At 69.6% G+C, this 23755-nt stretch carries 22 protein-coding genes; 17 read left to right on the forward strand and 5 right to left on the reverse strand.

What is annotated here, in order from left to right; all coding sequences use genetic code 11:
* The first annotated feature begins 38 nt into the window (after nt 1–38).
* From fdhF to J2739_RS02695, 3 genes are all read left to right on the forward strand, one after another.
* Complete coding sequence (fdhF, locus tag J2739_RS02685) at nt 39–2906, forward strand: formate dehydrogenase subunit alpha (protein ID WP_309898250.1); 2868 nt, start codon at nt 39–41, stop codon at nt 2904–2906.
* A gap of 64 nt (nt 2907–2970) precedes the next feature.
* On the forward strand, nt 2971–3846 hold the full coding sequence (gene fdhD / locus J2739_RS02690) for a formate dehydrogenase accessory sulfurtransferase FdhD (protein WP_309898252.1): 876 nt from the start codon (nt 2971–2973) through the stop codon (nt 3844–3846).
* Nucleotides 3847–3872: 26 nt separating this feature from the next.
* The gene (locus tag J2739_RS02695; RefSeq protein ID WP_309898254.1) at nt 3873–4127 is read left to right on the forward strand and encodes a formate dehydrogenase subunit delta; all 255 of its coding nucleotides are present in this window, start codon (nt 3873–3875) and stop codon (nt 4125–4127) included.
* Between the two features lie 21 nt (nt 4128–4148).
* On the opposite strand, the gene J2739_RS02700 is transcribed toward J2739_RS02695, so the two are convergent.
* Nucleotides 4149–4427 carry a hypothetical protein gene (locus J2739_RS02700; protein ID WP_309898256.1) on the reverse strand — a complete coding sequence of 93 codons (279 nt, stop codon included), beginning with the start codon at nt 4425–4427 and terminating at the stop codon, nt 4149–4151.
* Between the two features lie 116 nt (nt 4428–4543).
* Between J2739_RS02700 and J2739_RS02705 the strand changes: the two genes are divergently transcribed.
* The 11 genes from J2739_RS02705 (at nt 4544) to J2739_RS02755 (ending at nt 14466) form a co-directional block, all read left to right on the forward strand.
* A complete protein-coding gene (locus J2739_RS02705) occupies nt 4544–5320 on the forward strand; it encodes a FadR/GntR family transcriptional regulator (protein WP_309898258.1) in 777 nt (258 codons plus the stop codon).
* Nucleotides 5321–5479: 159 nt separating this feature from the next.
* Nucleotides 5480–6793 carry an MFS transporter gene (locus tag J2739_RS02710; RefSeq protein WP_309898260.1) on the forward strand — a complete coding sequence of 438 codons (1314 nt, stop codon included), beginning with the start codon at nt 5480–5482 and terminating at the stop codon, nt 6791–6793.
* 26 nt (nt 6794–6819) lie between these two features.
* Complete coding sequence (ltnD, locus tag J2739_RS02715; protein WP_309898262.1) at nt 6820–7737, forward strand: L-threonate dehydrogenase; 918 nt, start codon at nt 6820–6822, stop codon at nt 7735–7737.
* A complete protein-coding gene (gene denD / locus J2739_RS02720) occupies nt 7734–8750 on the forward strand; it encodes a D-erythronate dehydrogenase (RefSeq protein ID WP_309898264.1) in 1017 nt (338 codons plus the stop codon). The genes ltnD and denD overlap by 4 nt, the downstream gene beginning before the upstream one ends.
* Entirely contained in the window at nt 8747–10030 is a 1284-nt protein-coding gene (gene otnK, locus J2739_RS02725; RefSeq protein ID WP_309898266.1) for a 3-oxo-tetronate kinase, read from the forward strand. The genes denD and otnK overlap by 4 nt, the downstream gene beginning before the upstream one ends.
* Nucleotides 10027–10689, forward strand: a complete 663-nt coding sequence (locus J2739_RS02730; protein ID WP_309898268.1) for a class II aldolase/adducin family protein — start codon at nt 10027–10029, stop codon at nt 10687–10689. The genes otnK and J2739_RS02730 overlap by 4 nt, the downstream gene beginning before the upstream one ends.
* Nucleotides 10690–10720: 31 nt before the next feature.
* Complete coding sequence (otnI, locus tag J2739_RS02735) at nt 10721–11536, forward strand: 2-oxo-tetronate isomerase (RefSeq protein WP_309898270.1); 816 nt, start codon at nt 10721–10723, stop codon at nt 11534–11536.
* Entirely contained in the window at nt 11533–12729 is a 1197-nt protein-coding gene (locus J2739_RS02740; protein ID WP_309898272.1) for an amidohydrolase family protein, read from the forward strand. The genes otnI and J2739_RS02740 overlap by 4 nt, the downstream gene beginning before the upstream one ends.
* Nucleotides 12730–12965: 236 nt before the next feature.
* Nucleotides 12966–13166 carry a hypothetical protein gene (locus J2739_RS02745; protein WP_309898274.1) on the forward strand — a complete coding sequence of 67 codons (201 nt, stop codon included), beginning with the start codon at nt 12966–12968 and terminating at the stop codon, nt 13164–13166.
* Between the two features lie 255 nt (nt 13167–13421).
* Nucleotides 13422–13676 carry a hypothetical protein gene (locus J2739_RS02750; protein WP_309898276.1) on the forward strand — a complete coding sequence of 85 codons (255 nt, stop codon included), beginning with the start codon at nt 13422–13424 and terminating at the stop codon, nt 13674–13676.
* Nucleotide 13677: 1 nt separating this feature from the next.
* The gene (locus tag J2739_RS02755) at nt 13678–14466 is read left to right on the forward strand and encodes a hypothetical protein (protein ID WP_309898278.1); all 789 of its coding nucleotides are present in this window, start codon (nt 13678–13680) and stop codon (nt 14464–14466) included.
* A 69-nt stretch (nt 14467–14535) separates the two neighbouring features.
* Here the strand turns inward: J2739_RS02755 and J2739_RS02760 are convergent, their stop codons facing one another.
* The gene (locus tag J2739_RS02760; RefSeq protein WP_309898280.1) at nt 14536–15075 is read right to left on the reverse strand and encodes a GAF domain-containing protein; all 540 of its coding nucleotides are present in this window, start codon (nt 15073–15075) and stop codon (nt 14536–14538) included.
* Nucleotides 15076–15291: 216 nt separating this feature from the next.
* Between J2739_RS02760 and J2739_RS02765 the strand changes: the two genes are divergently transcribed.
* Together J2739_RS02765 and J2739_RS02770 are read left to right on the forward strand one after the other, a co-directional pair.
* Nucleotides 15292–15675, forward strand: a complete 384-nt coding sequence (locus J2739_RS02765) for a VOC family protein (protein WP_309898281.1) — start codon at nt 15292–15294, stop codon at nt 15673–15675.
* Entirely contained in the window at nt 15665–16873 is a 1209-nt protein-coding gene (locus tag J2739_RS02770) for an NAD(P)/FAD-dependent oxidoreductase (protein ID WP_309898283.1), read from the forward strand. Before J2739_RS02765 ends, J2739_RS02770 begins: the two co-directional genes overlap by 11 nt.
* Before the next feature lie 21 nt (nt 16874–16894).
* Here J2739_RS02770 and J2739_RS02775 read toward each other — a convergent pair whose 3' ends face one another.
* From J2739_RS02775 to J2739_RS02785, 3 genes are all read right to left on the reverse strand, one after another.
* A complete protein-coding gene (locus J2739_RS02775; RefSeq protein ID WP_309898285.1) occupies nt 16895–17422 on the reverse strand; it encodes an Rrf2 family transcriptional regulator in 528 nt (175 codons plus the stop codon).
* Nucleotides 17423–17620: 198 nt separating this feature from the next.
* Nucleotides 17621–19249 carry an MFS transporter gene (locus J2739_RS02780; protein ID WP_309898287.1) on the reverse strand — a complete coding sequence of 543 codons (1629 nt, stop codon included), beginning with the start codon at nt 19247–19249 and terminating at the stop codon, nt 17621–17623.
* 6 nt (nt 19250–19255) lie between these two features.
* Nucleotides 19256–19768: an Lrp/AsnC family transcriptional regulator gene (locus J2739_RS02785; RefSeq protein WP_309898288.1), complete on the reverse strand. Its 513-nt coding sequence runs from the start codon at nt 19766–19768 to the stop codon at nt 19256–19258.
* Nucleotides 19769–20036: 268 nt separating this feature from the next.
* Between J2739_RS02785 and J2739_RS02790 the strand changes: the two genes are divergently transcribed.
* The gene (locus J2739_RS02790; RefSeq protein ID WP_309898290.1) at nt 20037–23642 is read left to right on the forward strand and encodes an indolepyruvate ferredoxin oxidoreductase family protein; all 3606 of its coding nucleotides are present in this window, start codon (nt 20037–20039) and stop codon (nt 23640–23642) included.
* Nucleotides 23643–23755: the final 113 nt, after the last annotated feature.

Raw genomic sequence — 23755 nt, forward strand, 5'->3', positions numbered from 1 at the left:
CCGTTCGTGCAGCCGCAGACATAGGAAGAAGAAGAGCCATGCTGGACCACTTGAAAGAAACCGACTACGGCACGCCCAGGCGCGAGTCCGCGCACGCAGTGACGCTCGAGATCGACGGAAACGAAGTCACCGTCCCGGCCGGCACCTCGCTGATGCGCGCCGCCGTCGACGCCGGCATCCAGGTGCCCAAGCTGTGCGCCACCGACAGCCTGGAACCCTTCGGCTCCTGCCGGCTGTGCCTGGTCGAGATCGAGGGACGCCGCGGCTTCCCGGCCTCCTGCACCACGCCCGCCGAGGCCGGCATGAAGGTGCGCACCCAGACGCCGAAGCTGCAGGCGCTGCGCAAGGGCGTGATGGAGCTCTACATCTCCGACCATCCGCTGGACTGCCTCACCTGCTCGGCCAACGGCAACTGCGAACTGCAGGACATGGCGGGCGTCACCGGCCTGCGCAACGTGCGCTACGGCTTCGATGGCGCCAACCACCTGAAGAGCGAGAAGGACGAGTCGAATCCGTACTTCAGCTACGACCCCTCCAAGTGCATCGTCTGCAACCGCTGCGTGCGCGCCTGCGAGGAGACGCAGGGCACCTTCGCATTAACGATCAGCGGCCGCGGCTTCGAGTCGCGCGTGTCGCCGGGCCAGGATCAGCCCTTCATGGCCTCCGAGTGCGTGAGCTGCGGCGCTTGCGTCGAGGCCTGCCCGACGGCCACGCTGCAGGAGAAGTCGGTGATCTGGCTCGGCCAGCCCGAGCACAGCGTCATCACCACCTGCGCCTACTGCGGCGTCGGCTGCGCCTTCAAGGCCGAGATGAAAGGCAACGAGGTGGTGCGCATGGTGCCGTGGAAGGACGGCAAGGCCAACGATGGCCACTCCTGCGTCAAGGGCCGCTTCGCCTGGGGCTATGCGACGCACCAGGACCGCATGCTCAAGCCGATGATCCGCAAGAAGATCACGGATCCGTGGCAGGAAGTGAGCTGGGACGAGGCCGTCAACCACGCTGCCAGCGAATTCAAGCGCCTGCAGGCCCAGTACGGCCGCGACTCGATCGGCGGCATCACCTCCTCGCGCTGCACCAACGAGGAAACGTACCTGGTCCAGAAGCTGGTGCGCGCGGCCTTCGGCAACAACAACGTCGACACCTGCGCCCGCGTGTGCCACTCGCCCACGGGCTACGGGCTCAAGCAGACGCTGGGCGAATCGGCCGGCACGCAGACCTTCAGGTCGGTGGAGAAGGCCGACGTCATCATGGTGATCGGCGCCAACCCGACCGACGGCCATCCCGTCTTCGCCTCGCGCATGAAGAAGCGTCTGCGCGAGGGGGCGAAGCTGATCGTGATCGATCCGCGCCGCATCGACATGGTGAAGTCGCCGCACGTGCAGGCTGCGCACCACCTGCAGCTGAGGCCCGGCACGAATGTGGCGGTGATCACCGCGATGGCGCACGTGATCGCCACCGAAGGGCTGATCGCCGAGGACTACGTGGCCGAGCGCTGCGATCCCGCCTCCTTCGCCGAATGGCGCGCCTTCGTCGCCAGGCCCGAGAACTCGCCGGAGGCCACCGAGGCGGCCTCGGGCGTGCCCGCCGCCGAGCTGCGCGCGGCCGCGCGCCTCTACGCCACGGCCGGCAACGGTGCGATCTACTACGGCCTGGGCGTGACCGAGCACAGCCAGGGCTCGACCATGGTGATGGGCATCGCCAACCTCGCGATGGCGACCGGCAACGTCGGGCGCGAAGGCGTGGGCGTCAATCCGCTGCGCGGGCAGAACAACGTGCAGGGCTCCTGCGACATGGGTTCCTTCCCGCACGAGCTGCCGGGCTACCGGCATGTGTCCGACAGCATCTCGCGCGGCGCCTTCGAAGCCGCGTGGGGCGTGGCGATCGATCCCGAACCCGGCCTGCGCATCCCCAACATGTTCGACGCCGCGATCGGCGGCAGCTTCAAGGGCCTGTACTGCGAGGGCGAGGACATCGTGCAGTCGGACCCGAACACCCAGCACGTGGCGGCGGCCATGATGGCGATGGAATGCGTCGTGGTGCAGGACCTGTTCCTCAACGAGACCGCGAAGTACGCGCACGTCTTCCTGCCCGGCTCTTCCTTCCTGGAGAAGGACGGCACCTTCACCAACGCCGAGCGCCGCATCTCGCGCGTGCGCAAGGTCATGCCGCCCAAGGCGGGCTATGCGGATTGGGAAGTGACGGTGAAGCTGGCGCAGGCGCTGGGCTACCCGATGGACTACCGCAACCCCGAGGAAATCATGGCCGAGATCGCCGCGCTGACGCCGACCTTCCAGGGCGTGAGCTACGAGCGGCTCGACGCGCTCGGCAGCATCCAGTGGCCCTGCAACGAGGACGCGCCCGAGGGCACGCCCACCATGCACATCGACCGTTTCGTGCGCGGCAAGGGCCGCTTCATCGTCACGCAGTACGTGGCGACCGACGAGAAGGTCACGCGCAAGTTCCCCTTGCTGCTCACCACCGGCCGGATCCTGTCGCAGTACAACGTCGGCGCCCAGACGCGGCGCACCGACAACAACCAGTGGCACAGCGAGGACCGGCTGGAGATCCATCCGCACGATGCCGAAGAGCGCGGCATCCGAAACGACGACTGGGTCGGCATCCAGAGCCGCGCCGGCGAGACGGTGCTGCGCGCCACGGTATCCGAGCGCATGCAGCCCGGCGTGGTCTACACCACCTTCCACTTCCCGGAATCGGGCGCCAACGTCATCACCACCGACAACTCCGACTGGGCCACCAATTGCCCGGAGTACAAGGTGACGGCGGTGCAGGTCATGCCGGTGATGCAGCCCTCGGCATGGCAGCAGGCGTACAGCCGCTTCAACCAGACCCAACAGGCGCTGTTGACGGCCGCGGCGCGACACGACGCGACGGCCGGGGCCAAATGAACACGATCCCCGACCGGCCGCTCCGAAGGGGCTCGCACCGCAGTGCGGAGCACGGAGCTTGTCCATGAGCATCGCCAGCCTGCCCTCCGCCGTCACCTTCGGCGACGCCCCGTCCTGCGAAGGCGCGCTGCTGCTGCCGGTGCGCGGCGTGCGCGGCGGCCTGGCCTTTGCGGTGCAGGACTGGGTGGCCCAGGAGGTGCCCGTCGCACTGGAATTCAACGGCATCTCGCACGCGGTGATGCTGGCCACGCCGCTGGACCTGGAGGACTTCGCGCTCGGCTTCTCGCTGACCGAGGGCATCCTCGACGGCGCGCGCGAGCTCTATGGCCTGGAGGCCGAGCCCTCGCCGCTGGGCATCACCGTGCGCCTGCACGTGGCCAGCGCCGCCTTCGCGCGCCTCAAGCAGAAGCGCCGATCGATGGCTGGGCGCACCGGCTGCGGCCTGTGCGGCACCGAGAGCCTGGCGCAGGTGTCGCGCGAGCTGCCCGTCCTGGCCGATGGCATGCGCCTGGAGCGCCGGGCGATCGCGCGGGCGATGTCGCGGCTGCACGCACAGCAGACGTTGCAGCAGGCGACCGGGGCGGTGCACGCGGCGGCCTGGTGCTCGGCCGAGGGCGAGGTGATGTTCCTGCGCGAAGACGTGGGGCGGCACAACGCGCTCGACAAGCTGGTGGGCGCGCTGGCGGCCGCCGAGGTCGAGGCGTCGAGCGGCTTCATCGCCGTCACCAGCCGGGCCAGCTTCGAGATGGTGCAGAAGGCCGCCATGGCGGGCGTGTCCGTGCTGGCCGCCGTGTCGGCGCCGACCTCCTTCGCGGTCCAGACCGCGCAGCGGGCCCGCCTGACGCTGGTGGGCTTCGCGCGCCAGGAGGATCTGGTGGTCTATTGCCTGCCGGAGCGCCTCGCGGCGGCCGCGGAAGCCGGCGGATGCCTGGCTCATTGAACGACAAAGAAGAAAGGCAGCGCTGCATGCACGACCCCACCGCGCAACTGGTCCGGATGGCCAACCAGATCGGCACCTTCTTCCAGGCCCAGACGCCCACCGATGCACTCGCCGCGACGCAGGCGATTGCCACGCACCTGAAATCGTTCTGGGCGCCCAGCATGCGCGGGCGGCTGATCAGCCAGCTCGATGCGGGGGGTGCGGCGCAGCTGCTGCCGATCGTTGCGTCGGCGGTTCGCGACCATCGGGCGAAGCTGCTGCCGGATGCGTTCCCTCGCTGAGGGAGGGAGAGCGGGCCCTCGCTAGGCCTGGGTCGCGTGGTCCTGGCGCGTCCTGAGCAGTGCCTCGTAGTAGAGGCACAGCGGCATGGCGATGAACACCATGCCCGCGACGTAGATGACCAGGCTCGTCACCGGGAAGTCCGCCCGCTCCCAGTAGGGGACGGAGGCCGCCGCCGCGCCGACGGCGATGAGGGCGATGACGGTCTTCAGCGCCCAGCCCATGAAGAGGGTCCAACGGTCGCCTGCGCATTCGATTCGCGGGCCTTCGCCCTTGCCGCCCTTGTCTCCGTCGTGGTCCATGGTGTTTCCTTGGTGAGGCGCTGGCGCAGACCATGCCACGGGCCGGGACCCCGGTCAACCTGGAAGCCCCGCAGTCGGCCCTGCGCTAAAGTCATACGATCAATTTCACACGACGCATGACAGCCCGCTTCCAGTCCATCACGCCCGGCGCCCGCTTGTCCGACCGGGTGGCCGAGGCGCTCGCGGCCGAGATCCGTGCCGGCAGGCTGGTCGCCGGCGAAAAGCTGCCGACCGAGGCGGCCCTGGTGGAGCAGTTCGGCGTCAGCCGCACCGTGGTGCGCGAGGCGGTCTCGCGACTCAAGTCCCTGGGCCTGGTGGACTCGCGCCAGGGCAGCGGCATGTACGTGTGCGAAGCGGGCTTTGCGCCGCTCAGCTTCGACGCACGTTACGCCGGCTCGAAGGCGGCCGTGATCCAGATGGTGGAAGTGCGGCGCGCGCTCGAGGCCGAAGTCGCCGCGCTGGCCGCGCAGCGGCGCACGGCCGCGGACGTGCGCCGCATCCGCAGCGCCATGGCCGCCTTGGCGAAGGCGGTGCGGGCCGGCGGCGACGGGGCGTCGGAGGACGTGGCCTTCCACCGCGCGATCGCCGATGCCGCGCGCAATCCCTTCCTGATGGACACGCTGCAGTACCTCGGCCAGTTCCTCTACGGCACCACGCGCGTGACGCGCGCCAACGAAGCGCGCCGCGCGGACTTTGCGCGCCAAGTCGCGGACGAACACCGCGCCATCGTGGAAGCGATCGATGCCGGCGATCCGGCGAAGGCACGGCTTGCCGCCTCGAACCACATGGACAACGCCATCCGGCGCATCGAGCAGGCGGACCCGGCCTTCTGGCAGCAGGAGGGCGAGGCCCTCGCCCGTCCGCTCACCGGCCGAATGCCCGTCCCTTCCTGATATTCCGCACCTTCGGGGCAGGACCGGGCTGCCCCGGCGCGTCCGGGTTATCCCTTGGTTCTCAGGCTGCATCCTAATTTGTATGATGACCATATGAACTGACAAAATCTCGGCGACAGTCCGGCCGCCGAGGTACCACACACCCGGAGACCTCTGCCCATGACCGCATCCGCCCTCGCCGGCGCAAAGCCGGCCGACGACGACCTCGAGCGCCGTGCCTACGCCAAGGTGTTCTGGCGCCTCGTGCCCTTCCTCATGCTGTGCTACGTGATCGCCTACCTCGACCGCGTGAACGTCGGCTTCGCCAAGCTGCAGATGGGGCAGGACCTGGGCTTCAGTGAAACCGTGTTCGGGCTCGGCGCCGGCATCTTCTTCCTCGGCTATTTCCTGTTCGAGGTGCCGAGCAACCTGTTGATGAACAAGGTCGGCGCGCGCATCTGGATCGCGCGGATCATGATCACGTGGGGGCTGCTCTCCGCGTGCTTCATGTTCGTGAAGACGCCCACCGGCTTCTACGTCCTGCGCTTCCTGCTGGGGCTGGCCGAGGCCGGCTTCTACCCGGGCGTGATCCTCTACCTCACCCACTGGTACCCGGCGCACCGGCGCGCCAAGATCATCGCGGTCTTCATGTCCGCCATCCCCGTCGCGGGCATCTTCGGCAACCCGCTGTCGGGCTGGATCATGGATGCCTTCCACGGCGTCTCATCGCTGCAGGGCTGGCAATGGATGTTCCTGGTCGAGGCGGTGCCGGCAGTGCTGATCGGCGTGCTCGTCCTGCTCTACCTGGACAACGGCATCGCCAAGGCCAGGTGGCTCGATGCGGATGAAAAGAAACTGCTGCTGCGCGAGGTCGAGCGCGACCAGCAATTCGGCCGGCGCGGCCCGCACTCGGTGGCCGGCGTGTTCAAGGACGCGCGCATCTGGTGGATGGCGCTGATCTACTTCAGCTTCGTCATGGGCCAGTACGCGCTGACCTTCTGGCTGCCGACGCTGATCAAGACCACCGGCGTGAAGGGCAACCTGAACATCGGCCTGCTGAGCGCGGTGCCCTTCCTCTGCGCCATCGTCGCCATGAACCTGTTCGGCCGCAGCGCCGACCAGCGCCGCGAGCGGCGCTGGCACCTGATCGTGCCCGCCCTCATGGGCGCCGTCGGCTTCATCGTCGCCGCTTCGTACACCCGCAACACCGCCGTGTCGCTGGCCTTCCTTTCGCTGGCCGCGGCCGGCGTGCTGACCTGCGCGCCGCTGTTCTGGTCGCTGCCCACCGCCTTTCTCTCGGGCACCGCGGCCGCCGCCGGCATCGCTGCCATCAATTCGGTCGGCAATCTCGCCGGCTTCGTCAGCCCCTACCTCATCGGTTACCTGAAGGACGCGACCGGCAGCACGCAGGTCGGCATGTATGTGCTGGCCGGCGCGCTCGTGGCCGGCGCCTTCGCGGTATGGTTGACGCCGAAGCAACTCGTCAACCGCTGAGCGGCTTTCACGCAAGGAGTTTTCGCATGAGTTCCACCATCGGCCTGATCGGGCTGGGCGCCATGGGCGGCGGCATGGCGCAGTCGCTGCGCCGCGCCGGCCACGCGCTCAACGTGTACGACGTGCGCGCCGAGGCGGCGCAGGCCTTCGCCCTGGCTGGCGGCACCGCCTGCGCCACGCTGGCCGAGCTGGGCGAGCGCAGCGACGTCGTGGTCTCCGTCGTGGTCAACGCCGCGCAGACCGAGGCGGTGCTGTTCGGCACCGACGGCGCGCCCGGCTGCGCCGCAACGATGAAGCCCGGCAGTGTGTTCGTGATGTGCTCGACCGTCGACCCGAACTGGTCGGTCGCCCTCGAAGCGCGGCTCGCCGCCCAAGGCATCCTCTACATCGACGCCCCGATCTCCGGCGGCGCGGCCAGGGCCGCGAGCGGCGAGATCACGATGATGACCGCGGGCGCGCCCGCGGCCTACGCCAAGGCCGGCGCCGCACTCGACGCGATGGCCGCCAAGGTCTATCGGCTCGGCGACCGGGCCGGCGCGGGCAGCAAGGTGAAGATCATCAACCAGCTGCTCGCCGGCGTGCACATCGCCGCGGCGGCCGAGGCGATGGCGCTGGGCCTGCGCGAAGGCGTCGCGGCCGAGGCGCTGTACGAGGTCATCACGCACAGCGCCGGCAACAGCTGGATGTTCGAGAACCGCATGGCCCATGTGCTGGCAGGCGACTACACGCCGCTGTCGGCGGTGGACATCTTCGTGAAAGACCTGGGCCTGGTGCTCGACACCGCGCGCGCCAGCAAGTTTCCGCTGCCGCTGGCTTCCACCGCGCACCAGATGTTCATGCAGGCCTCCACCGCGGGCTTCGCGCGGGAGGACGACAGCGCGGTGATCAAGATCTTTCCCGGCATCGAGCTCCCGTCCCGTTCCGAACCGTCATCCCAATCATGAAGATCCTCATCACCGGCGGCTGCGGCTTTCTCGGCGCGCGCCTCGCCCGCACCCTGCTCGCGCAGGGGCGCCTGTCGATGTGCGGCGCCGAGCCGCGAGACATCGCACGCATCACCCTTGCCGACCGCGTGCCGCCGCCTGCCGATCTGCAGCAGGACCCGCGCATCGCCTTCGTGCAAGGCGACCTGAACGAGCTGCTCGCGCGCGGCCAGGGCCCGCAGCCCGACACCGCCCTGGTGTTCCACCTAGCGGCCGCCGTCAGCGGCGAATGCGAGGCGGACTTCGACCTCGGCATGCGCAGCAACCTCGATGCCACGCGTGCCCTGCTGGAAGCCTGCCGCGCGCTGGGCACGCAGCCGGTCGTCGTCTTCTCGAGTTCGGTCGCGGTGTTCGGAAGTTCGCCGCAGCAGGCGCTGCCGCCGGTGATCCGCGACGACACGCTGCCCACGCCGCAGAACAGCTATGGCATCCAGAAGTTCATCGGCGAGCAGCTGGTGGCGGACTACACGCGCAAGGGCTTCGTGCGCGGGCGCAACGTGCGGCTGATGACGGTGTCGGTGCGTCCGGGCCGGCCCAACGCCGCGGCGTCGAGCTTCCTGAGCGGCATCCTGCGCGAGCCGCTGGCTGGCGTGCGGGCGCGCTGCCCGGTGCCGCCGGAGACCGCGGTGGCGCTGTCGTCGCCCGCCGCCACCGTGGCGGGCATCCTGCGCGCGGCCGAAGCCGGCGATGGCGATTGGGGCGCGCGCACGGCCGTCAACCTGCCGGCCCTGACGATCTCGGTGCGCGGGATGGTCGAGGCGCTCGAACGCGTGGCTGGCCCTGCGGCGGCCGCGCTGATCGACTGGGAACCCGATCCCTCGATCGCCGCCATCGTGACCAGCTGGCCGAGCCGCATCGACAGTGCGCGCGCCGCGGCGCTGGGCCTGCGCGCCGACGCGAGCTTCGACGATGTGATCCGCGCCTACATCCACGAGAACCGCGACGCGGTGAAGCTGCCGCTGGAGCGTTCATGAGCGCCACGCCCGCGAAGCTCCTGCTCGGCTGCATCGCCGACGACTTCACTGGCGCCACGGACCTCGCCAACAACCTCGTGCGCGCCGGCATGCGCGTGGTGCAGGCCATCGGCGTGCCGGCCGGGGCGCTCGCGGCCGAGGTCGATGCGGTGGTGGTCGCGCTCAAGTCGCGCACCATCGCGCCGGCTGAGGCGGTGGCGCAATCGCTGGCGGCGTTGCGCTGGCTGCAGGCGCAGGGGGCGCGGCAGATCTACTTCAAGTACTGCTCCACCTTCGACAGCACGCCGAAGGGCAACATCGGTCCTGTGACCGAAGCGTTGATGGAGGCGCTGGGCTGCGACTTCACCATCGCGACGCCGGCCTTCCCGGACAACCAGCGCACGGTGTTCAAGGGCTACCTGTTCGCCGGCGACGTGCTGCTCAACGAGAGCGGCATGCAGAACCATCCGCTCACGCCGATGACCGACCCCAACCTCGTGCGCGTGCTGCAGGCGCAGACGCGGCGCCGCGTGGGGCTGATCGATCACACCGTGGTGGCGCGCGGCGCGCAGGCGGTGCGCGAGCGCGTGGCGCAGCTCCGGTCGCAGGGCATCGGCATCGCGATCGTCGACGCCATCTCGAATGACGACCTGCTGCGCCTCGGCCCGGCGCTGGCGGGCATGCCGCTCGTGACCGCGGGCTCGGGCGTGGCGATCGGGCTGCCGGGCAACTTCGGCATCGCGCCTTCGTCCGCCGCCGGTGCGTTGCCGCCGGCGCGCGGCTTGCAGGCCGTGGTCTCCGGGAGCTGCTCGCTGGCCACCAACCGGCAGGTGTTGAGCTTCATCCAGTCGGGGCGCCCCGCGCTGGCGATCGAGCCGCTGCGCATCGCTGCCGGCGTGGATGTCGCCGCCGAGGCGCTGGCCTGGGCCGCGCCGCTGCTGGCGAGCGGACCGGTGCTGGTCTACTCCACCGCGGAGGCCGGCGCCGTGAAATCGGTGCAAGGCCGGCTCGGCGTGGAGGAGGCCGGCGCGATGGTGGAACGCACCATCGCCGAGATCGCGCGCGGGCTGGTTGCGCTCGGCGTGCGGCAACTGGTGGTCGCCGGCGGCGAGACCTCGGGCGCCTGCGTGCAGGCACTGGGCATCGGGCAGCTGCAGATCGGGGCGCAGATCGATCCGGGCGTGCCGTGGTGCCATGCGCAGGCCGAGGCCGCGGGCGGGGCCGGGCTGCACATCGCGCTCAAGTCCGGCAACTTCGGCACCGACGATTTCTTCGGCAAAGCCTTTACATTGCTCGGATGACGGAAAGCGAAGCTCGCGAAGAGATCTGCCGCATCGGCCGCAGCCTGTTCGAGCGCGGCTATGTGCATGCCACCGCCGGCAACATCAGCGTGCGGCTGGACGACGGCTTCCTCATCACCCCCACCGATGCGTGCCTGGGCTTCCTCGATCCGGCCAGGCTCGCCCGGCTCGATGGCGCCCTGAACCAGACCGGCGGCGACCGCGCCAGCAAGACCATCACGCTGCACGCCCGCATCCATGCCGCCGCCACGCGCTTCGACGCCGGCACGCGCTGCGTGATCCACACCCACAGCACGCACTGCGTGGCGCTCACGCTGGCCGCGCCCGGCGAGGAACTGCTGCCGGCGCTCACGCCCTATTTCGTGATGAAGGTCGGGCATGTGCCCGTGATTCCGTACCACCGGCCCGGCGCGCCCGAGGCTGGCGAGCGGGTGGCGCAGGCGATCGCGCATTACGGCGAGCGCGGCACGCCGATTCGCGCCGTCATGCTGGAACGCCTGGGCCCCAATGCCTGGCACGACACGCCCGCCGCGGCCATGGCCGTGCTGGAGGAACTCGAAGAAACAGCCAGGCTGTGGCTGTCGAGCGGGCAGTCGGCCCAGCCGCTGGCGCCGGCACAGATCGACGAGCTGCGCCATCATTTCGGCGCGCGCTGGTAGCGCGCTGCCCAAGAGACGGAGGACCCATTCCATGCCGCGATTCGCCGCCAATCTCTCGATGCTTTATCCCGAGCTCGATTTCCTCGACCGCTTCGAAGCCGCCGCGAAGGACGGTTTCCGGGCCGTCGAGTACCTCTTCCCGTATTCCTACGAGCGGCGCGAGCTGGCCGCCCGGCTCTCCGCGAATGGCCTGCAGCAGGTGCTCTTCAATGCCCCGCCCGGCGACTGGGACGGCGGCGAGCGCGGCCTGGCCTGCCTGCCGGGGCGCGAGGCCGAGTTCCGCGAGGGGCTGTCGAAGGCGCTGGACTATGCCGAGGCCCTGGACTGTCCGCGCGTGCACGCGATGGCCGGCCTGGTGCCCGAGGGCGTGGAGCGCGAGGCGGTGCAGCCCACCTATATCGACAACCTGCGCTGGGCCGCGGCCGAGGCCGCCAAGGCGGGGCGCGACCTGCTGATCGAACCGATCAACACCCGCGACATCCCGCGCTTCTTCCTGAACCGGCAGGACCATGCGCACGAGATCGTCGAAGCGGTAGGCGCGCCCAACCTCAAGGTGCAGATGGACCTCTACCACTGCCAGATCGTGGAGGGCGACGTCGCGATGAAGATCCGCAAATACCTGCCCACCGGACGCGTCGGTCATTTCCAGATCGCCGGCGTTCCCGAGCGCCACGAGCCCGACATCGGCGAGCTGAACCACCCGTACCTTTTCAAGGTGATCGACGAGGTCTCGGCGCAATGCGGCTGGGACGGCTGGGTCGGCTGCGAATACCGGCCGGCGCGCGGCGCGGTGCCGCGGGGCAGCTCCGACGGGCTGGGCTGGCTGCGCGGTCTGGCGCTCGCATGAAGCTGGAGGCCGTCCGGATTCCACCGCGGCTGCGGGGCTTCCCGGCCGGCGATGCGGAGGTCTTCGACGTGACGCTCGACCGCGCGCAGGTCGCCGCCGTCACGGCCAGCCGCCAGCCGGCGCGCGGCACCTTGCTGAGCGCGCTGGTCGATGCGCACACGCACATCGACAAGAACTACACCGTGCGCGAAGTCCGCGCGGCGGAAGGCGACTTGTCCACCGCCATCGCGCGCACGGCCGCGCACCGTGCAGGCTGGACCGCCGAGGCGCTGCATGCGCGCATGGAGCACGCGCTCGACGAGGCCTGGCGCGCCGGCACGCGCGCGTTGCGCACGCACCTGGACTGGCCCGGCGATGACACGCCGGTTTCGCTGCCCGTGTTCGAGGCGCTGCGCACGCAATGGCAGGACCGCATTGCGCTGCAGTTCGTCGCGCTGGTCCCGCTCGATGTCTACGCCGACCTGGCTGCCGGCGATCGCATCGCGCAGGCCGTGCGGCGCGCAGGCGGCGTGCTGGGCGCCTTCGTCTATCGCAACCAGGGCATCGTGCACAAGCTGGGCCGCGTGTTCGACCTCGCGCAGCAGTACCAGCTGGCGCTCGACTTCCACGTCGACGAAGGGCTGGACCCTGATGCGACCGGGTTGCGCAGCATCGCCCAGCTGGCGATCGCGCGCGGGCTGCACGGCCGCGTGGTGTGCGGGCATGCCTGCTCGCTGTCGGTCCAGGATGAACGCTTTGCCCGGGACACTTTGTCCCTGTGCGCGCAGGCCGGCCTCCATCTGGTGGCATTGCCCACCACCAATCTCTACCTTCAGGGCGCCTGGGACCGCACCCCGGTGCCGCGCGGCATCACCCGCATTCGCGAGGCCGCGGCGCTGGGCCTGCGCGCCTGTCTGGCGACGGACAACGTGCAGGACGCGTTCTATCCCTACGGCGGCTACGACCTGGTCGAGACCTTCGGCCTCGGCGTGCAGATGGCGCACCTGGCGCCGGCCGGCGACTGGCTGGACGCCATCACCGTCAGTCCCGCGCGGGCCCTGGGCCTGGCCTGGAACGGGCGCATCGCGCCGGGGTGCCCGGCCGACCTGGTGCTGCTGGCCGCCGGGGACGACTGCGAACTGCTCGACGCGGGCGGGCGGCGCCGCAGCGTCATCCGCGCCGGTCGCGTTTTGGAGCAACGCGAATCAGCGTAGGCAGGCCGCTGCCAATTCCGACACACGCCAATCTCGCAAACTGTGACATCCCCCACAAACAAGCTCAGGTCTCTTGCGTAATCCCCTGAACGCAAAGCGGTACGGACCGTTATCCAAATGAGCCCGGCACGATTGATGCAAGGCAATCGGCAGGCGGCTCTCCGTGACAGCGTTGTTGATCAGGCCTCACCCAATTGCCGCCCGCAGGAGACGATATGTCGCACAGTGCTTCTTCAATGCAGACTGCAGCCGCCTTCGAAATTCGGTTCCAGTCGCTGTTCAACCAGGGCCGCGCGCTGGCCTTCCCGTGCGACAGCGCGGGCATGGTCAACCTCGACGCGATGAGCGAGAAGGCCCGCAACAACTACCTGTTTGCCCGGGGCATGATCGGTCGGGAGTACGCGACGCCCTACGTCCAGCCTCGCGAACCTCATTGAGGAAGTGACGAAAACGTCGGGTCGCTGACGCGACTCGGCATTCCTGGCGGAGGCCCGTCAGGCTTCTCCATCGCCTTTTCTCGCGTGTGGCGTTCAAGAGACAGGTGAACTGACAACGACGGGCGCATCAGGTGTTGTCCGACAAGGCGCCACAGACCCCGGGTCAACAAGGAAGACTTCCGCTTTCGAAGGCTTTCGGGCTGCTCGGATCGACCCCAGAGACGCCCCGAGCCTTGCTGCCGCAAGGAGTCCGCCATGAACATTCCCATGCCGGTGCACGCGAGCGCCGCATGCGCCGCCATCACCGCGACCCGGCTGCGAGAAGCCGCACAGGCGCAGATCGTGCGTACCTTCGGCGCCCATCTGGCCGGCGGGCCTGAACCGTCGGACGAGCAACTGGTCCTGTTCGCCCGTCTCGCGGTGTCCGAGCTGCGGCTGCAGCGCCGCCTGCAGGCATCTGCCACGGCGGGGCATCCGTACGACATCGCCGTGCTTCCCTGGGAGCGCTGAAATGAGTGCCGCCGCTCTCATCTTTCCCGAGCGGCAGCGGCCGCCGGCTGCCGTCGCCTTCGGCACGCTGCTGGACCTGGTGCGGCTGCGCAGCGAACCCGCTGAAGCCGAGGTCTGCGAAGCCTGCCAGACCATCAATGCGTGCCACGCGCGCTTCTGCAAGTGCTGCGACGGCAAGCTGCCGGCTTATTTCGCGACGGTGCACGAGGACGCCCATCCTTCTCCACTGATGAGCGCGGGGGGTGACGCCGAAGCGCGTCGTTCCCGCCACGCCGTGTTCGCCCTGGTCGGGCTCTGGGGCACCGTGACCGCCGTGGCGCTGTTCCTGGCCCATGGTCCGCGGGAGGCCGGGGTGCCCTCGCGGCCGCTGGAGCACGCAGCGCTGCCGGCGTCCATCGAACGCTCGGTCGCGCGGGTCGATCCGCCGGCTGCCGCCGAAACCGCGCGCGCGGCGCAGCAGAGCCTGTGGCCGGTCGCCGCCGATGTTTCCGCTGCTCCTGCGCCTGCCGCAGCGGAGCCCATTCCCGTGAATCCGGCCTCGGAGCCTGCCCGCACCAACTCTCGCGCGGCGCGCGCATCCTCGCCGCCGGCCACGAAGCCGGGTTCCGTACGCACCGCAGCCGCGGCGAGTCCCGCGGCCCGCTGCGGCGGCATGAATTTCTTCGCCCACGCGGTCTGCATGAACAACCAGTGCGCACGGCCGGAGATGCGTCGCAGCCCGCAGTGCGCCGAGACGTTGCGGCAGCAGAAGCTGGGGGAAGCGCGACGCAATCCGAAGTTGCTGGGCTGATGTCCGGCTGCCAAGAAGGGGCGGATGAGGACGAGAGCCGATCGGACGACCTCGGCGCGCCCGGCCTGATCAGCCGGCCGCGTGCCCCGCGGCCTGCGCCAGCACCCGCGCCGTCGCCTGGGCCGCGATCTCGAGGCGCCGCACGTCGCGCTCGCCGAGCTCGACGGTGCGCTCGATGGCAAAGCCGCACAGCGTCCCGTAGATCCTGCCGTCCGGCATCACCACCGGCACGCTGATGTGGGTGCCGATCGGCTTGGTCACCTCGGGCAGCGGCTGGCGGGTGCGCAGCACGCGCAGGTCGTGCGCGAGATTGGGCACGCGGCCGTCGAGCACCTGCTGGCAGATGCTGTCTTCCATGGCGTGGGAGCCGCCGACATGGATGATGCCCATGGCCGGGGCGGTCGCGACATGCCGGAACACGCGCCGGCCGTCGACGAACTCGGAGACGAAGAACACGTCCATCCCGAGCTGCTCGCGGATCAGCTCCAGCATCGAGGACAGGGCCTGCCCCACCAGCGGGCCGTCGCAGTCGAGCCTGCGGAGAGCCGGCCAGCCGCTGTCCGATGAGCTGCCGTTCAGCCCGATGTCGTCCTCGCTCCTGCTGCGCATGGTGATCCTTGTTCTTGGCGCGCATCCTAATGCGTGCAGGCGGAAATTCTTCGCTCGAGCTTGTAAAGCGCGTCGGGTCTGCGCAACTGCGCACGCTTCGCCGCGCATGTCGAGCGCGGCGCGCGCTCTGCGGACGCAAGTCTTACCATGGGTGCTCTTCGCCAGTCCGGTGTGCAAGCGCGCCGCATCGCTTGCCGCTTCCGTGGAAGGAACGCCATGGCCATCCAGCTCAACCACACGATCGTTCCGGCGCGTGATCCGAAAGCCTCCGCCGTCTTCCTGGCGGAGCTGCTCGGGCGCCACGAGCCCACCACTTTCGGGCCCTTCTACTGCGTGCAGCTCGACAACGGCGTCACGCTCGACTACATCCGCAGCGAGGAGCAGCTCCCGATCGAGCACTACGCCTTCCTGGTGAGCGAGGAGGAGTTCGACGAGATCTTCGGGCGTATCCGCGCCCGCGGGCTGCGCTACTGGGCCGATCCCGGCCACCAGCAGCCCGGCCGGATCAACCACCACGACGGTGGCCGCGGCGTCTACTGGGACGACCCCGACGGCCACCGCCTCGAGATCATCACCCGCCCGTACGGCAGTGGGTCCTGAGCCCGCCGATTGCGAAGTGCTGGTGGCCGGCGCGGGACCGGCCGGCAGCGCCTGCGCGCAGATGCTGGCGCGCGCAGGCCTGGATGTGCTGCTGGTCGATCGGCAGGACTTTCCGCGCGAGAAAGTCTGCGGCGACGGACTGATCCCCGATGCCCAGCGCGCGCTCGCGCGCCTGGGCGTGCTCGATGCCGTGCTGGCACGCGCCGCCGTGGCCAGCCACGTGGGCTGCGTGGCCCCGCGCGGCGGCCGGGTCGAGGTGCCTGCCAGCCTGGCGGTGCTGCCGCGCCGCACGCTTGACGAGATCGTGCGCCGCGCCGCGCTGGAGGCCGGCGCGCGCTGGTTCGCCCCCGCGCGCTTCGAGGCACCGCTGGCCGATGGAAATGGGCGCGTGGCGGGCGCCTTGCTGCGCCTCGCCGACGGCAGCGCGCGCACGCTGCGCGCGCGCTGGACGGTGCTGGCCACGGGCGCGGCGGCACCGCCGCTGCTGGCCGCTGCCATGTGCAGCCGGCGTGCGCCCAGTGGCGTTGCCCTGCGCGGCTATGTGAGGAACGAGGCGATGGCCGGCCGCTTGCGCCAGCTCGAAGTCGTTTGGGACCGGTCGCTGCGGGGTGGCTACGGCTGGATCTTTCCCTGCGGCGCAGGCGTGTTCAACATCGGCGTCGGCTCGCTGGCCAGCCAGGGCGGCAGCAAGCCTGATCTCAATCTGCGTGCGCTGTTCGCCTCTTTCACGCGCGTCTACGCGCCGGCGCGCGCGCTGATGGAGGGCGGCCGCCTGCAGGGCGAGCTGAAGGGCGCGCCACTGCGCTGCTCACTCCAGGGCGCCCGGTGGTCGCGGCCGGGCCTGCTGGTGGCGGGTGAGGCGGCGGGCAGCACCTATTCGTTCACTGGCGAGGGCATCGGCAAGGCGCTGGAGTCCGGCATGCTCGCGGCCGAGGCGATCGCCGAAGCCGGATCCAACGACGCCGGGGTGGGCGCGCGCTACGAAGCCGCCCTGGGCGCGCTGCGGCCGCGCTTCGCGGCCTACGCGCACGCCAATCGCATCAACGACCATCCCTGGCTTGCGGACTTCGTCATCTGGCGCGCGCGCCGCAGTCCGGGCATCGTGCGAAGGCTCAGCGGGGTGCTCGAGGAAAGCTACAGCCCTGGCCAACTCGTGACCGCGCGCGGGCTGTTGCGCCTGCTGCTGCCGGTCAGCTGAAGCGCGCAGGGTTCAGGCGTTTCAGCGCTTGGTGGCGAGCGCGCGGCCCAGCGCGAACACCGAATTGGGCGCGTTCACCCGCGGCCGCCTGGGCGCCTGCGCCGTGGCCGGCACGCGCTTGACGGCGGGGCCGTCCTCGATCTTCACGCCCTTGGCCAGCTGTTCCATGACCAGGCTTTGCAGGGTGACGGAGTCCAGGAACTCCACGGTGCGGCGGTTCAGGGAGGCCCAGAGTTCCTCGGTGCTGCAGCGGCCATCGGCGCCGGCATCGGGCAGGCGCTTCTCCGACGGCTCCTCCTCGATGGAGAAGATGATGTCCGCCACCGTGATCTCGGCCGCCTTGCGGCCCAGCGAATACCCGCCGCCTGGACCGCGTGTGGACTCGACCAGCTTGTGGCGGCGCAGCTTGCCGAACAGCTGTTCGAGGTAGGACAGCGAGATGCGCTGCCGCTGGCTGATGGCGGCCAGCGTCACCGGTCCGGTGCGCTCACGCAGCGCCAGGTCGATCATGGCCGTGACTGCGAAGCGGCCTTTGGTGGTGAGTCGCATGAAAGAGCGTTCCTCTTCGTGGTGGGGGTCAGGCTGCTGGTGTTGTGATGGGCGCGAGGGCCCTTGTTGTGCAGCGGATCATGCCGTGGGACTGTGAGCCCCCGATTAGGTTCCCGGCCCCGGCAGAAGCCCGATGCTACCGCGGCCGGGCGCCGTCGTCCGGCGTTCCTGCTTGCCCCCGGCGGTGACGGGCAGCACTCAGCGCCGCACCACGTAGCGCGTGATCGCGGGCAGCGTCTCGCCCTGGTGGAAGGCCAGGCGCCGCTCGCGCAGCGCCATGTCGGCCGCGGTGGCGCGGTGGAAGCGGCGCAGATGCTCGGTCCAGGACTCGTCGACGATCTCCTCGACATAGCGCCCCGGCTCCGCGATGTCGTGCAGCAGCTCCCAGCCGATCGCGCCCTGGCCGAGGCGTGCGCGGCGGGTCTGCTGCATCACCACGTGAAAGGCCGCGGCGCGCGCCGGGTCGATCAGGTATTCGACCGTGACGACCACGCGGCCGTCCTCGCCCGGCGCCTCGGCCGGCGGACCCTTGGCCCAGCCTTTGCGGGCGGGCGTGGTGTCGTCGTCCTCGCCCACGCCGTCACTCACGTAGCGGATCGCGAGCAGCATGAAGACGGTGCCGCTCGCGGCCGCGATGCCCAAGCTGACGTAGAGCGAGGACAGCTCCGCCACTTGGCCCCAGAGCGCGGCGCCGAAGGCGCTGGCACCCATGATCGCCATCTGGTAGATGGCCATGCCGCGGGCGCGCACCCAGTCGGGCAGCGCCAGCTGGGCCGAGACCGAGAGCGAATTGGCGACGGTGATCCACGACATGCCCCCGACGATCATCGCCGGCACCGCGACCCAGGCGTTGGGCGCCACGGCCATCACGGCGGCGGCGGCGGACTGCAGCATCGTGCCGCGGAGCACCAGCTGGTCTCGCACCAGCGCCTGGCGCAGGCGCGGCAGGAACAGCACCGCCACGATCGCGCCGCCGCCCATGGCGGCCAGCAGCAGCGTGAAGGTGCCGGCCCCGCCGCCGCGCAGGTTGCGCGCGAGCAGCGGCAGGAGTGCCAGCAGCGCGGTCGAGTGCAGGAAGAAGATCGAGATGCGCGCGAGCACCGCGCGCATGCGCTGCGACTGCCGCACGAACTGCACGCCCACCCGCATCGCGCTGATCAGCCGCTCGCGGCCCAGCGGGTTCGGCGTGTGCTCGCGCCGCCAGCGCAGCACGACGAAGCCCGAGGCCACGCACAGCACCGCATTGAGGGCAAAGACCCAGACCGTGCCGGCGCTCGCGATCAGCGTGCCGGCCACCAGCGGCCCGATGATGCGCGAGGCGTTCATCGACAGTCCGTTGAGACCGAGCGCGGCAGGCAAGTGGGTGCGCGGCACCAGCTCGGGGACGATGGCCGAGAACACCGGCCAGCGCAGCGCCAGGCCGATGCCGTTGGCGAACGTCAGGGCCAGCAGAAGCGGCGCGCTCATGAGGTCCAGGACCACGGCGGTGCACAGCACGATCGCGGCACCGGCCAGCCAGAACTGCGTCGCAACCAGCCAGCGCCGCCGGTCGAGGATGTCCGCCAGCGCGCCGCTGGGCAGTCCCAGCAGGAACACCGGCAGCGTGGAAGCCGACTGCACCAGCGCGACCCACATCGGCGAGGTGGTCAGCGAGGTCATCATCCAGGCCGCCGCCACGTCGTTCATCCACATGCAGATGTTGGCCACCAGCCAGGTGCTCCACAGCATGCGGAACACCGGTAACTTGAGCGGCTCCAGGGGGCCGATGCGCTGCGACTGCACGCGCGTCGGGGCGACGGGGGTTTCCTCGGGCGAAATCGGTGGCATGTGGCGCTATTGTCCGGTCCCCGGCCGGCCGGTCTTGCCGGTCTTGCGCGCCAGGTGGCCCAGCGGCAGGGCGCGGCTGGCCTTGACCTCGCCGAGTGAGAAGCTGGTGTGCAGGTCCTTCACGTTGGGCAGGTGCATCAGGCTGTTGAGGGCGAAGCGCGAGAAGCCGTCCAGGTCCTCGGCCACCACCTGCAGCTCGAACATGCCGGTGCCGCTGATGTAGTGGCAGGCCACCACCTCGGGCAGCTTGCGGATCGCTTCCTCGATCTTGCGCGTGACCTCGCCGGTGGCGCGATCGGTGTCCAGGCGCACGAAGGCCAGCACGCCCAGGCCGATCTTGTGGCGGTCGATCTCGGCGTGGTAGCCGCGGATGTAGCCGGCTTTCTCGAGCGCGCGCACCCGGCGCCAGCAGGGCGCGGCCGACAGGCCGACGCGCTGGGCCAGCTCGGCATTGGTGAGCCGGGCATCGGCCTGGAGTTCTTGCAGGATGGCGAGGTCGAACTTGTCAATGCTTTCCATGGAGATGCATCTTAAGCAAGATCCTTTCAAATAGCCGGGTCAAATGGGCAAAGAACGCAAACACCTATCAAGGTGCCGGGCATACACTTTGCAAGCATGATGGCTGCGGGGAGTCCCTACCCGACCGCCTCGCCCCTCAACCGCCAAGCCCACGAGGCACAGCCACGGAGACAAGTACACATGGACCCCCACTCTCATCACTTCGTGTATTCGCTGCCCCCCGAGGGGGCGCATGCCTCCCTAGAGGCGGCTCTTCGGGAGGCATGACATGAACGCACCGCTGCCGGAGCACATCCGCAAGGCACTCGAAACGGTCACCCTCGACGACAAATATTCACTGGACTACGGCCGCGCCTTCATGAGCGGCGTCCAGGCCCTGGTCAAGCTGCCCATGCTGCAGCGCCTGCGCGACCGGCAGGCCGGCAAGAACACCGCGGGCTTCATCAGCGGCTACCGGGGCTCGCCGCTCGGCGGCTACGACCAGGCGCTCTGGAAGGCCAGCAAGTACCTCAAGGAACAGCACATCGTCTTCCAGCCGGGCGTCAACGAAGAGCTCGCGGCCACGGCGCTGTGGGGCACGCAGCAGCTGGGCTTCGCGCCACCGGGCACCAACAAGTACGACGGCGTGTTCGGCATCTGGTACGGCAAGGGCCCGGGCGTGGACCGCTGTTCCGACGTCTTCAAGCACGCCAACATGGCCGGCACCACGCCCTGGGGCGGCGTGATCGCGGTGGCCGGCGACGACCACATCTCGAAGAGCTCGACCGCGGCGCACCAGAGCGACCACATCTTCAAGGCCTGCGGGACGCCGGTCTTCTTCCCGACCAACGTGCAGGAGATCCTGGACCTCGGCATCCATGCCTTCGCGATGAGCCGCTTCGCCGGCATCTGGTCGGGCATGAAGACGATCCAGGAGATCGTCGAGTCGAGCGCCACGGCGATGATCGATCCCGAGCGCGTCGACATCGTGATTCCCACCGATTTCCAGATGCCGCCCGGCGGCCTGCACATCCGCTGGCCCGATCACGCGCTGGAGCAGGAGGCGCGCCTCATGCACTACAAGTGGTATGCCGCGCTGGCCTACATCCGCGCGAACCGGCTCAACCACAACGTGATCGAGGGACCTCACGACCGCTTCGGCATCATGGCCAGCGGCAAGGCCTACAACGACACCCGCCAGGCCCTGCTCGACCTGGGCCTCGACGATGCTGCCTGCCGCCAGCTCGGCATCCGGCTTCACAAGGTCGCGGTGGTCTGGCCGCTGGAGGCTCAGCTCACGCGCGACTTCGCCACCGGCCTGCAGGAGATCCTGGTGGTGGAGGAAAAGCGCCAGGTCATCGAGTACCAGCTCAAGGAAGAGCTCTACAACTGGCGCGCCGACGTGCGGCCCAACGTGGTCGGCAAGTTCGACGAGGGCGAGGTGAGCGAGGCCGAGGGCTATTCGGGCGGCGAATGGTCGATGCCGAATCCGACGTCTCACACGCTGCTGCGCGCCAATGCCGACCTGAACCCCGCGCTGATCGCAAAGGCCATCGCCGGACGGCTGAAGAAGACCGGCATCCTGGCCGCGGCCGGCGCGGACATGGCGGCGCGCATCGACGCGCAGCTTGCCATTCTCGAGGCCAAGGAGCGCGCGATGGCGGCGCCGCAGACCGTCGGCGTGGCCGACGCTGCGCGCCAGCCCTGGTTCTGTTCCGGCTGCCCGCACAACACCAGCACCGTGGTGCCCGAGGGTTCGCGTGCGATGGCCGGCATCGGCTGCCACTTCATGGCGACCTGGATGGACCGCTCCACGCTGGGCTTCACGCAGATGGGTGGCGAAGGCGTGCCGTGGGTGGGCCAGCAGCCCTTCAGCACCGAGCAGCACATCTTCGCCAACCTGGGGGACGGCACGTACTTCCATAGCGGCCTGCTGGCGATCCGCCAGAGCATCGCGGCCGGCGTCAACATCACCTACAAGATCCTCTACAACGACGCGGTCGCCATGACCGGCGGCCAGCAGGTCGGCGAACGGCCCGAGGGCCACTCGGTGCTGCAGATCGCGGAGAGCCTGCATGCCGAAGGCGCGGCCAAGGTGGTGGTGGTCACCGACGAGCCCGAGAAGTACGAGGGCGTGAACGTGCCTGGCCAGGACGTGAAGGTGCGCCACCGCGACGAGCTGGACGAAGTCCAGCGCGAGTTCCGGGAGATCAAGGGGACCACCGCCATCATCTACGACCAGACCTGCGCCACCGAGAAGCGCCGCCGCCGCAAGCGCGGCACGGCCGTCGATCCGGCCAAGCGGGTGGTCATCAACGAGCTGGTCTGCGAGGGCTGCGGCGACTGCAGCGTGCAGAGCAACTGCCTGTCGGTCGAGCCGCTGGAGACCGAGTTCGGGCGCAAGCGCACCATCAACCAGAGCACCTGCAACAAGGACATGAGCTGCCTCAAGGGCTTCTGTCCGAGCTTCGTCACGGTCGAGGGCGGCCAGCTCAAGAAGAAGGCCAGGAACAAGGCCGCCACGCCGGCCGAACTCGGCGTGCTGGGCGAGCCCGCGCTGCCTTCGCTGGCCGGCGGCAAGGTCTGGGGCGTCGTGGTGGCTGGCGTCGGGGGCACCGGCGTCATCACCATCGGCCAGCTGCTGGGCATGGCGGCCCACATCGAGGGCAAGGGCATCGTCACCCAGGATGCGGCGGGCCTCGCACAGAAGGGCGGCGCGACCTGGAGCCACGTGCTGATCGGCGACACGCAGGACGACATCCGCACCACGCGCGTCGGCACGGCCGCCGCCGACCTCGTGCTCGCCTGCGACCCGCTGGTCAGCGTCAACGCGGAGACCATGGCGCGCATGCGCGAGGGCCGCACTCACGTCGCGCTCAACAGCCACAGCACGCCCACTGCCGCCTTCGTGCGCAACGCCGACTGGCAGAACCCGCAGGACGCCTGCGCCGCCGAGATCGCGCGCGCCGTCGGGCCCGGCGGGCTCGGCGCTTTCGATGCCGATGCGGCCGCGACCTCGCTGATGGGCGACACCATCTATGTCAACCCGATGATCCTGGGCTACGCGTGGCAGAAGGGCTGGATTCCACTCGAGCATGCCTCGCTGATGCGCGCGATCGAGCTCAACGCCGTCGCGATCGACAACAACAAGGCCGCCTTCGAATGGGGCCGGCAGGCGGCGCAGCGTCCGGAGGAATTGCGCAAGCGCGTCTCGCCCGGCCAGATCGTCGAATTCAAGAAGCGTGAAACGCTCGAAAGCCTGGTGGCCCGCCGCGCCGAGTTCCTCACGGCCTACCAGAACGCGTCCTATGCCGGGCAGTACAAGGCCTTCGTCGCCAAGGTGCAGCAGGCCGAGGCGGCGCTGGGCAAGACCAGCCTCGCCGAGACGGTGGCACGCTATTTGTTCAAGCTGATGGCCTACAAGGACGAGTACGAAGTCGCGCGCCTGCACAGCGACCGCAGCTTTCTTGACCGGGTCGAAGGCATGTTCGAGGGCGACTACAAACTCAACTACCACCTCGCGCCTCCGATCATTGCCCATCGCAATGCCAGGGGCGAGCTGCAGAAGCAGAAGTTCGGCCCGGCAATGCTGACCGGCTTCCGTGTGCTCGCGAAGCTCAAGGGTCTGCGCGGCACGGCATTCGACCTCTTCGGCCGCACCGAGGAACGCAAGACCGAGCGCGCGCTGATCGGCGAATACCGCGCGAGCATCGAGGAGCTGCTGTCCGGCCTCGATGCCGGCAACCATGCGCTGGCCCTCGAGATCGCGAGCCTTCCCGAGCAGATCCGCGGCTACGGGCATGTGAAAGAGCGCAACCTCAAGGCGGCGCGCACCCGCTGGGCCGACCTGATGGCCAGGTGGCGCGCCCCGCAGGGCGCCCGCGCGGCGGCCTGAGGTGCCGACAGGGCGGTCAGCCGCGGCGGCGCTGAAAGCCCTGCCTGGCCTGCCGGCTTAGCGCCGGCCGGCCGGACGCCGCCGAATACAATGCGCGATGCTGTGCGGGGCCC

The sequence above is a fragment of the Variovorax soli genome, assembly GCF_031454625.1.
GTDB lineage: Bacteria > Pseudomonadota > Gammaproteobacteria > Burkholderiales > Burkholderiaceae_C > Variovorax > Variovorax soli_A.

What these genes read in the sequence shown, in the direction of transcription:
- fdhF (WP_309898250.1), top strand. Translation starts at nt 39, where the DNA reads ATGCTGGACCACTTGAAAGAAACCGACTACGGCACGCCCAGGCGCGAG.
- fdhD (WP_309898252.1), top strand. Translation starts at nt 2,971, where the DNA reads ATGAGCATCGCCAGCCTGCCCTCCGCCGTCACCTTCGGCGACGCCCCG.
- J2739_RS02695 (WP_309898254.1), top strand. Translation starts at nt 3,873, where the DNA reads ATGCACGACCCCACCGCGCAACTGGTCCGGATGGCCAACCAGATCGGC.
- J2739_RS02700 (WP_309898256.1), bottom strand. Translation starts at nt 4,427, where the DNA reads ATGGACCACGACGGAGACAAGGGCGGCAAGGGCGAAGGCCCGCGAATC.
- J2739_RS02705 (WP_309898258.1), top strand. Translation starts at nt 4,544, where the DNA reads ATGACAGCCCGCTTCCAGTCCATCACGCCCGGCGCCCGCTTGTCCGAC.
- J2739_RS02710 (WP_309898260.1), top strand. Translation starts at nt 5,480, where the DNA reads ATGACCGCATCCGCCCTCGCCGGCGCAAAGCCGGCCGACGACGACCTC.
- ltnD (WP_309898262.1), top strand. Translation starts at nt 6,820, where the DNA reads ATGAGTTCCACCATCGGCCTGATCGGGCTGGGCGCCATGGGCGGCGGC.
- denD (WP_309898264.1), top strand. Translation starts at nt 7,734, where the DNA reads ATGAAGATCCTCATCACCGGCGGCTGCGGCTTTCTCGGCGCGCGCCTC.
- otnK (WP_309898266.1), top strand. Translation starts at nt 8,747, where the DNA reads ATGAGCGCCACGCCCGCGAAGCTCCTGCTCGGCTGCATCGCCGACGAC.
- J2739_RS02730 (WP_309898268.1), top strand. Translation starts at nt 10,027, where the DNA reads ATGACGGAAAGCGAAGCTCGCGAAGAGATCTGCCGCATCGGCCGCAGC.
- otnI (WP_309898270.1), top strand. Translation starts at nt 10,721, where the DNA reads ATGCCGCGATTCGCCGCCAATCTCTCGATGCTTTATCCCGAGCTCGAT.
- J2739_RS02740 (WP_309898272.1), top strand. Translation starts at nt 11,533, where the DNA reads ATGAAGCTGGAGGCCGTCCGGATTCCACCGCGGCTGCGGGGCTTCCCG.
- J2739_RS02745 (WP_309898274.1), top strand. Translation starts at nt 12,966, where the DNA reads ATGCAGACTGCAGCCGCCTTCGAAATTCGGTTCCAGTCGCTGTTCAAC.
- J2739_RS02750 (WP_309898276.1), top strand. Translation starts at nt 13,422, where the DNA reads ATGAACATTCCCATGCCGGTGCACGCGAGCGCCGCATGCGCCGCCATC.
- J2739_RS02755 (WP_309898278.1), top strand. Translation starts at nt 13,678, where the DNA reads ATGAGTGCCGCCGCTCTCATCTTTCCCGAGCGGCAGCGGCCGCCGGCT.
- J2739_RS02760 (WP_309898280.1), bottom strand. Translation starts at nt 15,075, where the DNA reads ATGCGCAGCAGGAGCGAGGACGACATCGGGCTGAACGGCAGCTCATCG.
- J2739_RS02765 (WP_309898281.1), top strand. Translation starts at nt 15,292, where the DNA reads ATGGCCATCCAGCTCAACCACACGATCGTTCCGGCGCGTGATCCGAAA.
- J2739_RS02775 (WP_309898285.1), bottom strand. Translation starts at nt 17,422, where the DNA reads ATGCGACTCACCACCAAAGGCCGCTTCGCAGTCACGGCCATGATCGAC.
- J2739_RS02780 (WP_309898287.1), bottom strand. Translation starts at nt 19,249, where the DNA reads ATGCCACCGATTTCGCCCGAGGAAACCCCCGTCGCCCCGACGCGCGTG.
- J2739_RS02785 (WP_309898288.1), bottom strand. Translation starts at nt 19,768, where the DNA reads ATGGAAAGCATTGACAAGTTCGACCTCGCCATCCTGCAAGAACTCCAG.
- J2739_RS02790 (WP_309898290.1), top strand. Translation starts at nt 20,037, where the DNA reads ATGAACGCACCGCTGCCGGAGCACATCCGCAAGGCACTCGAAACGGTC.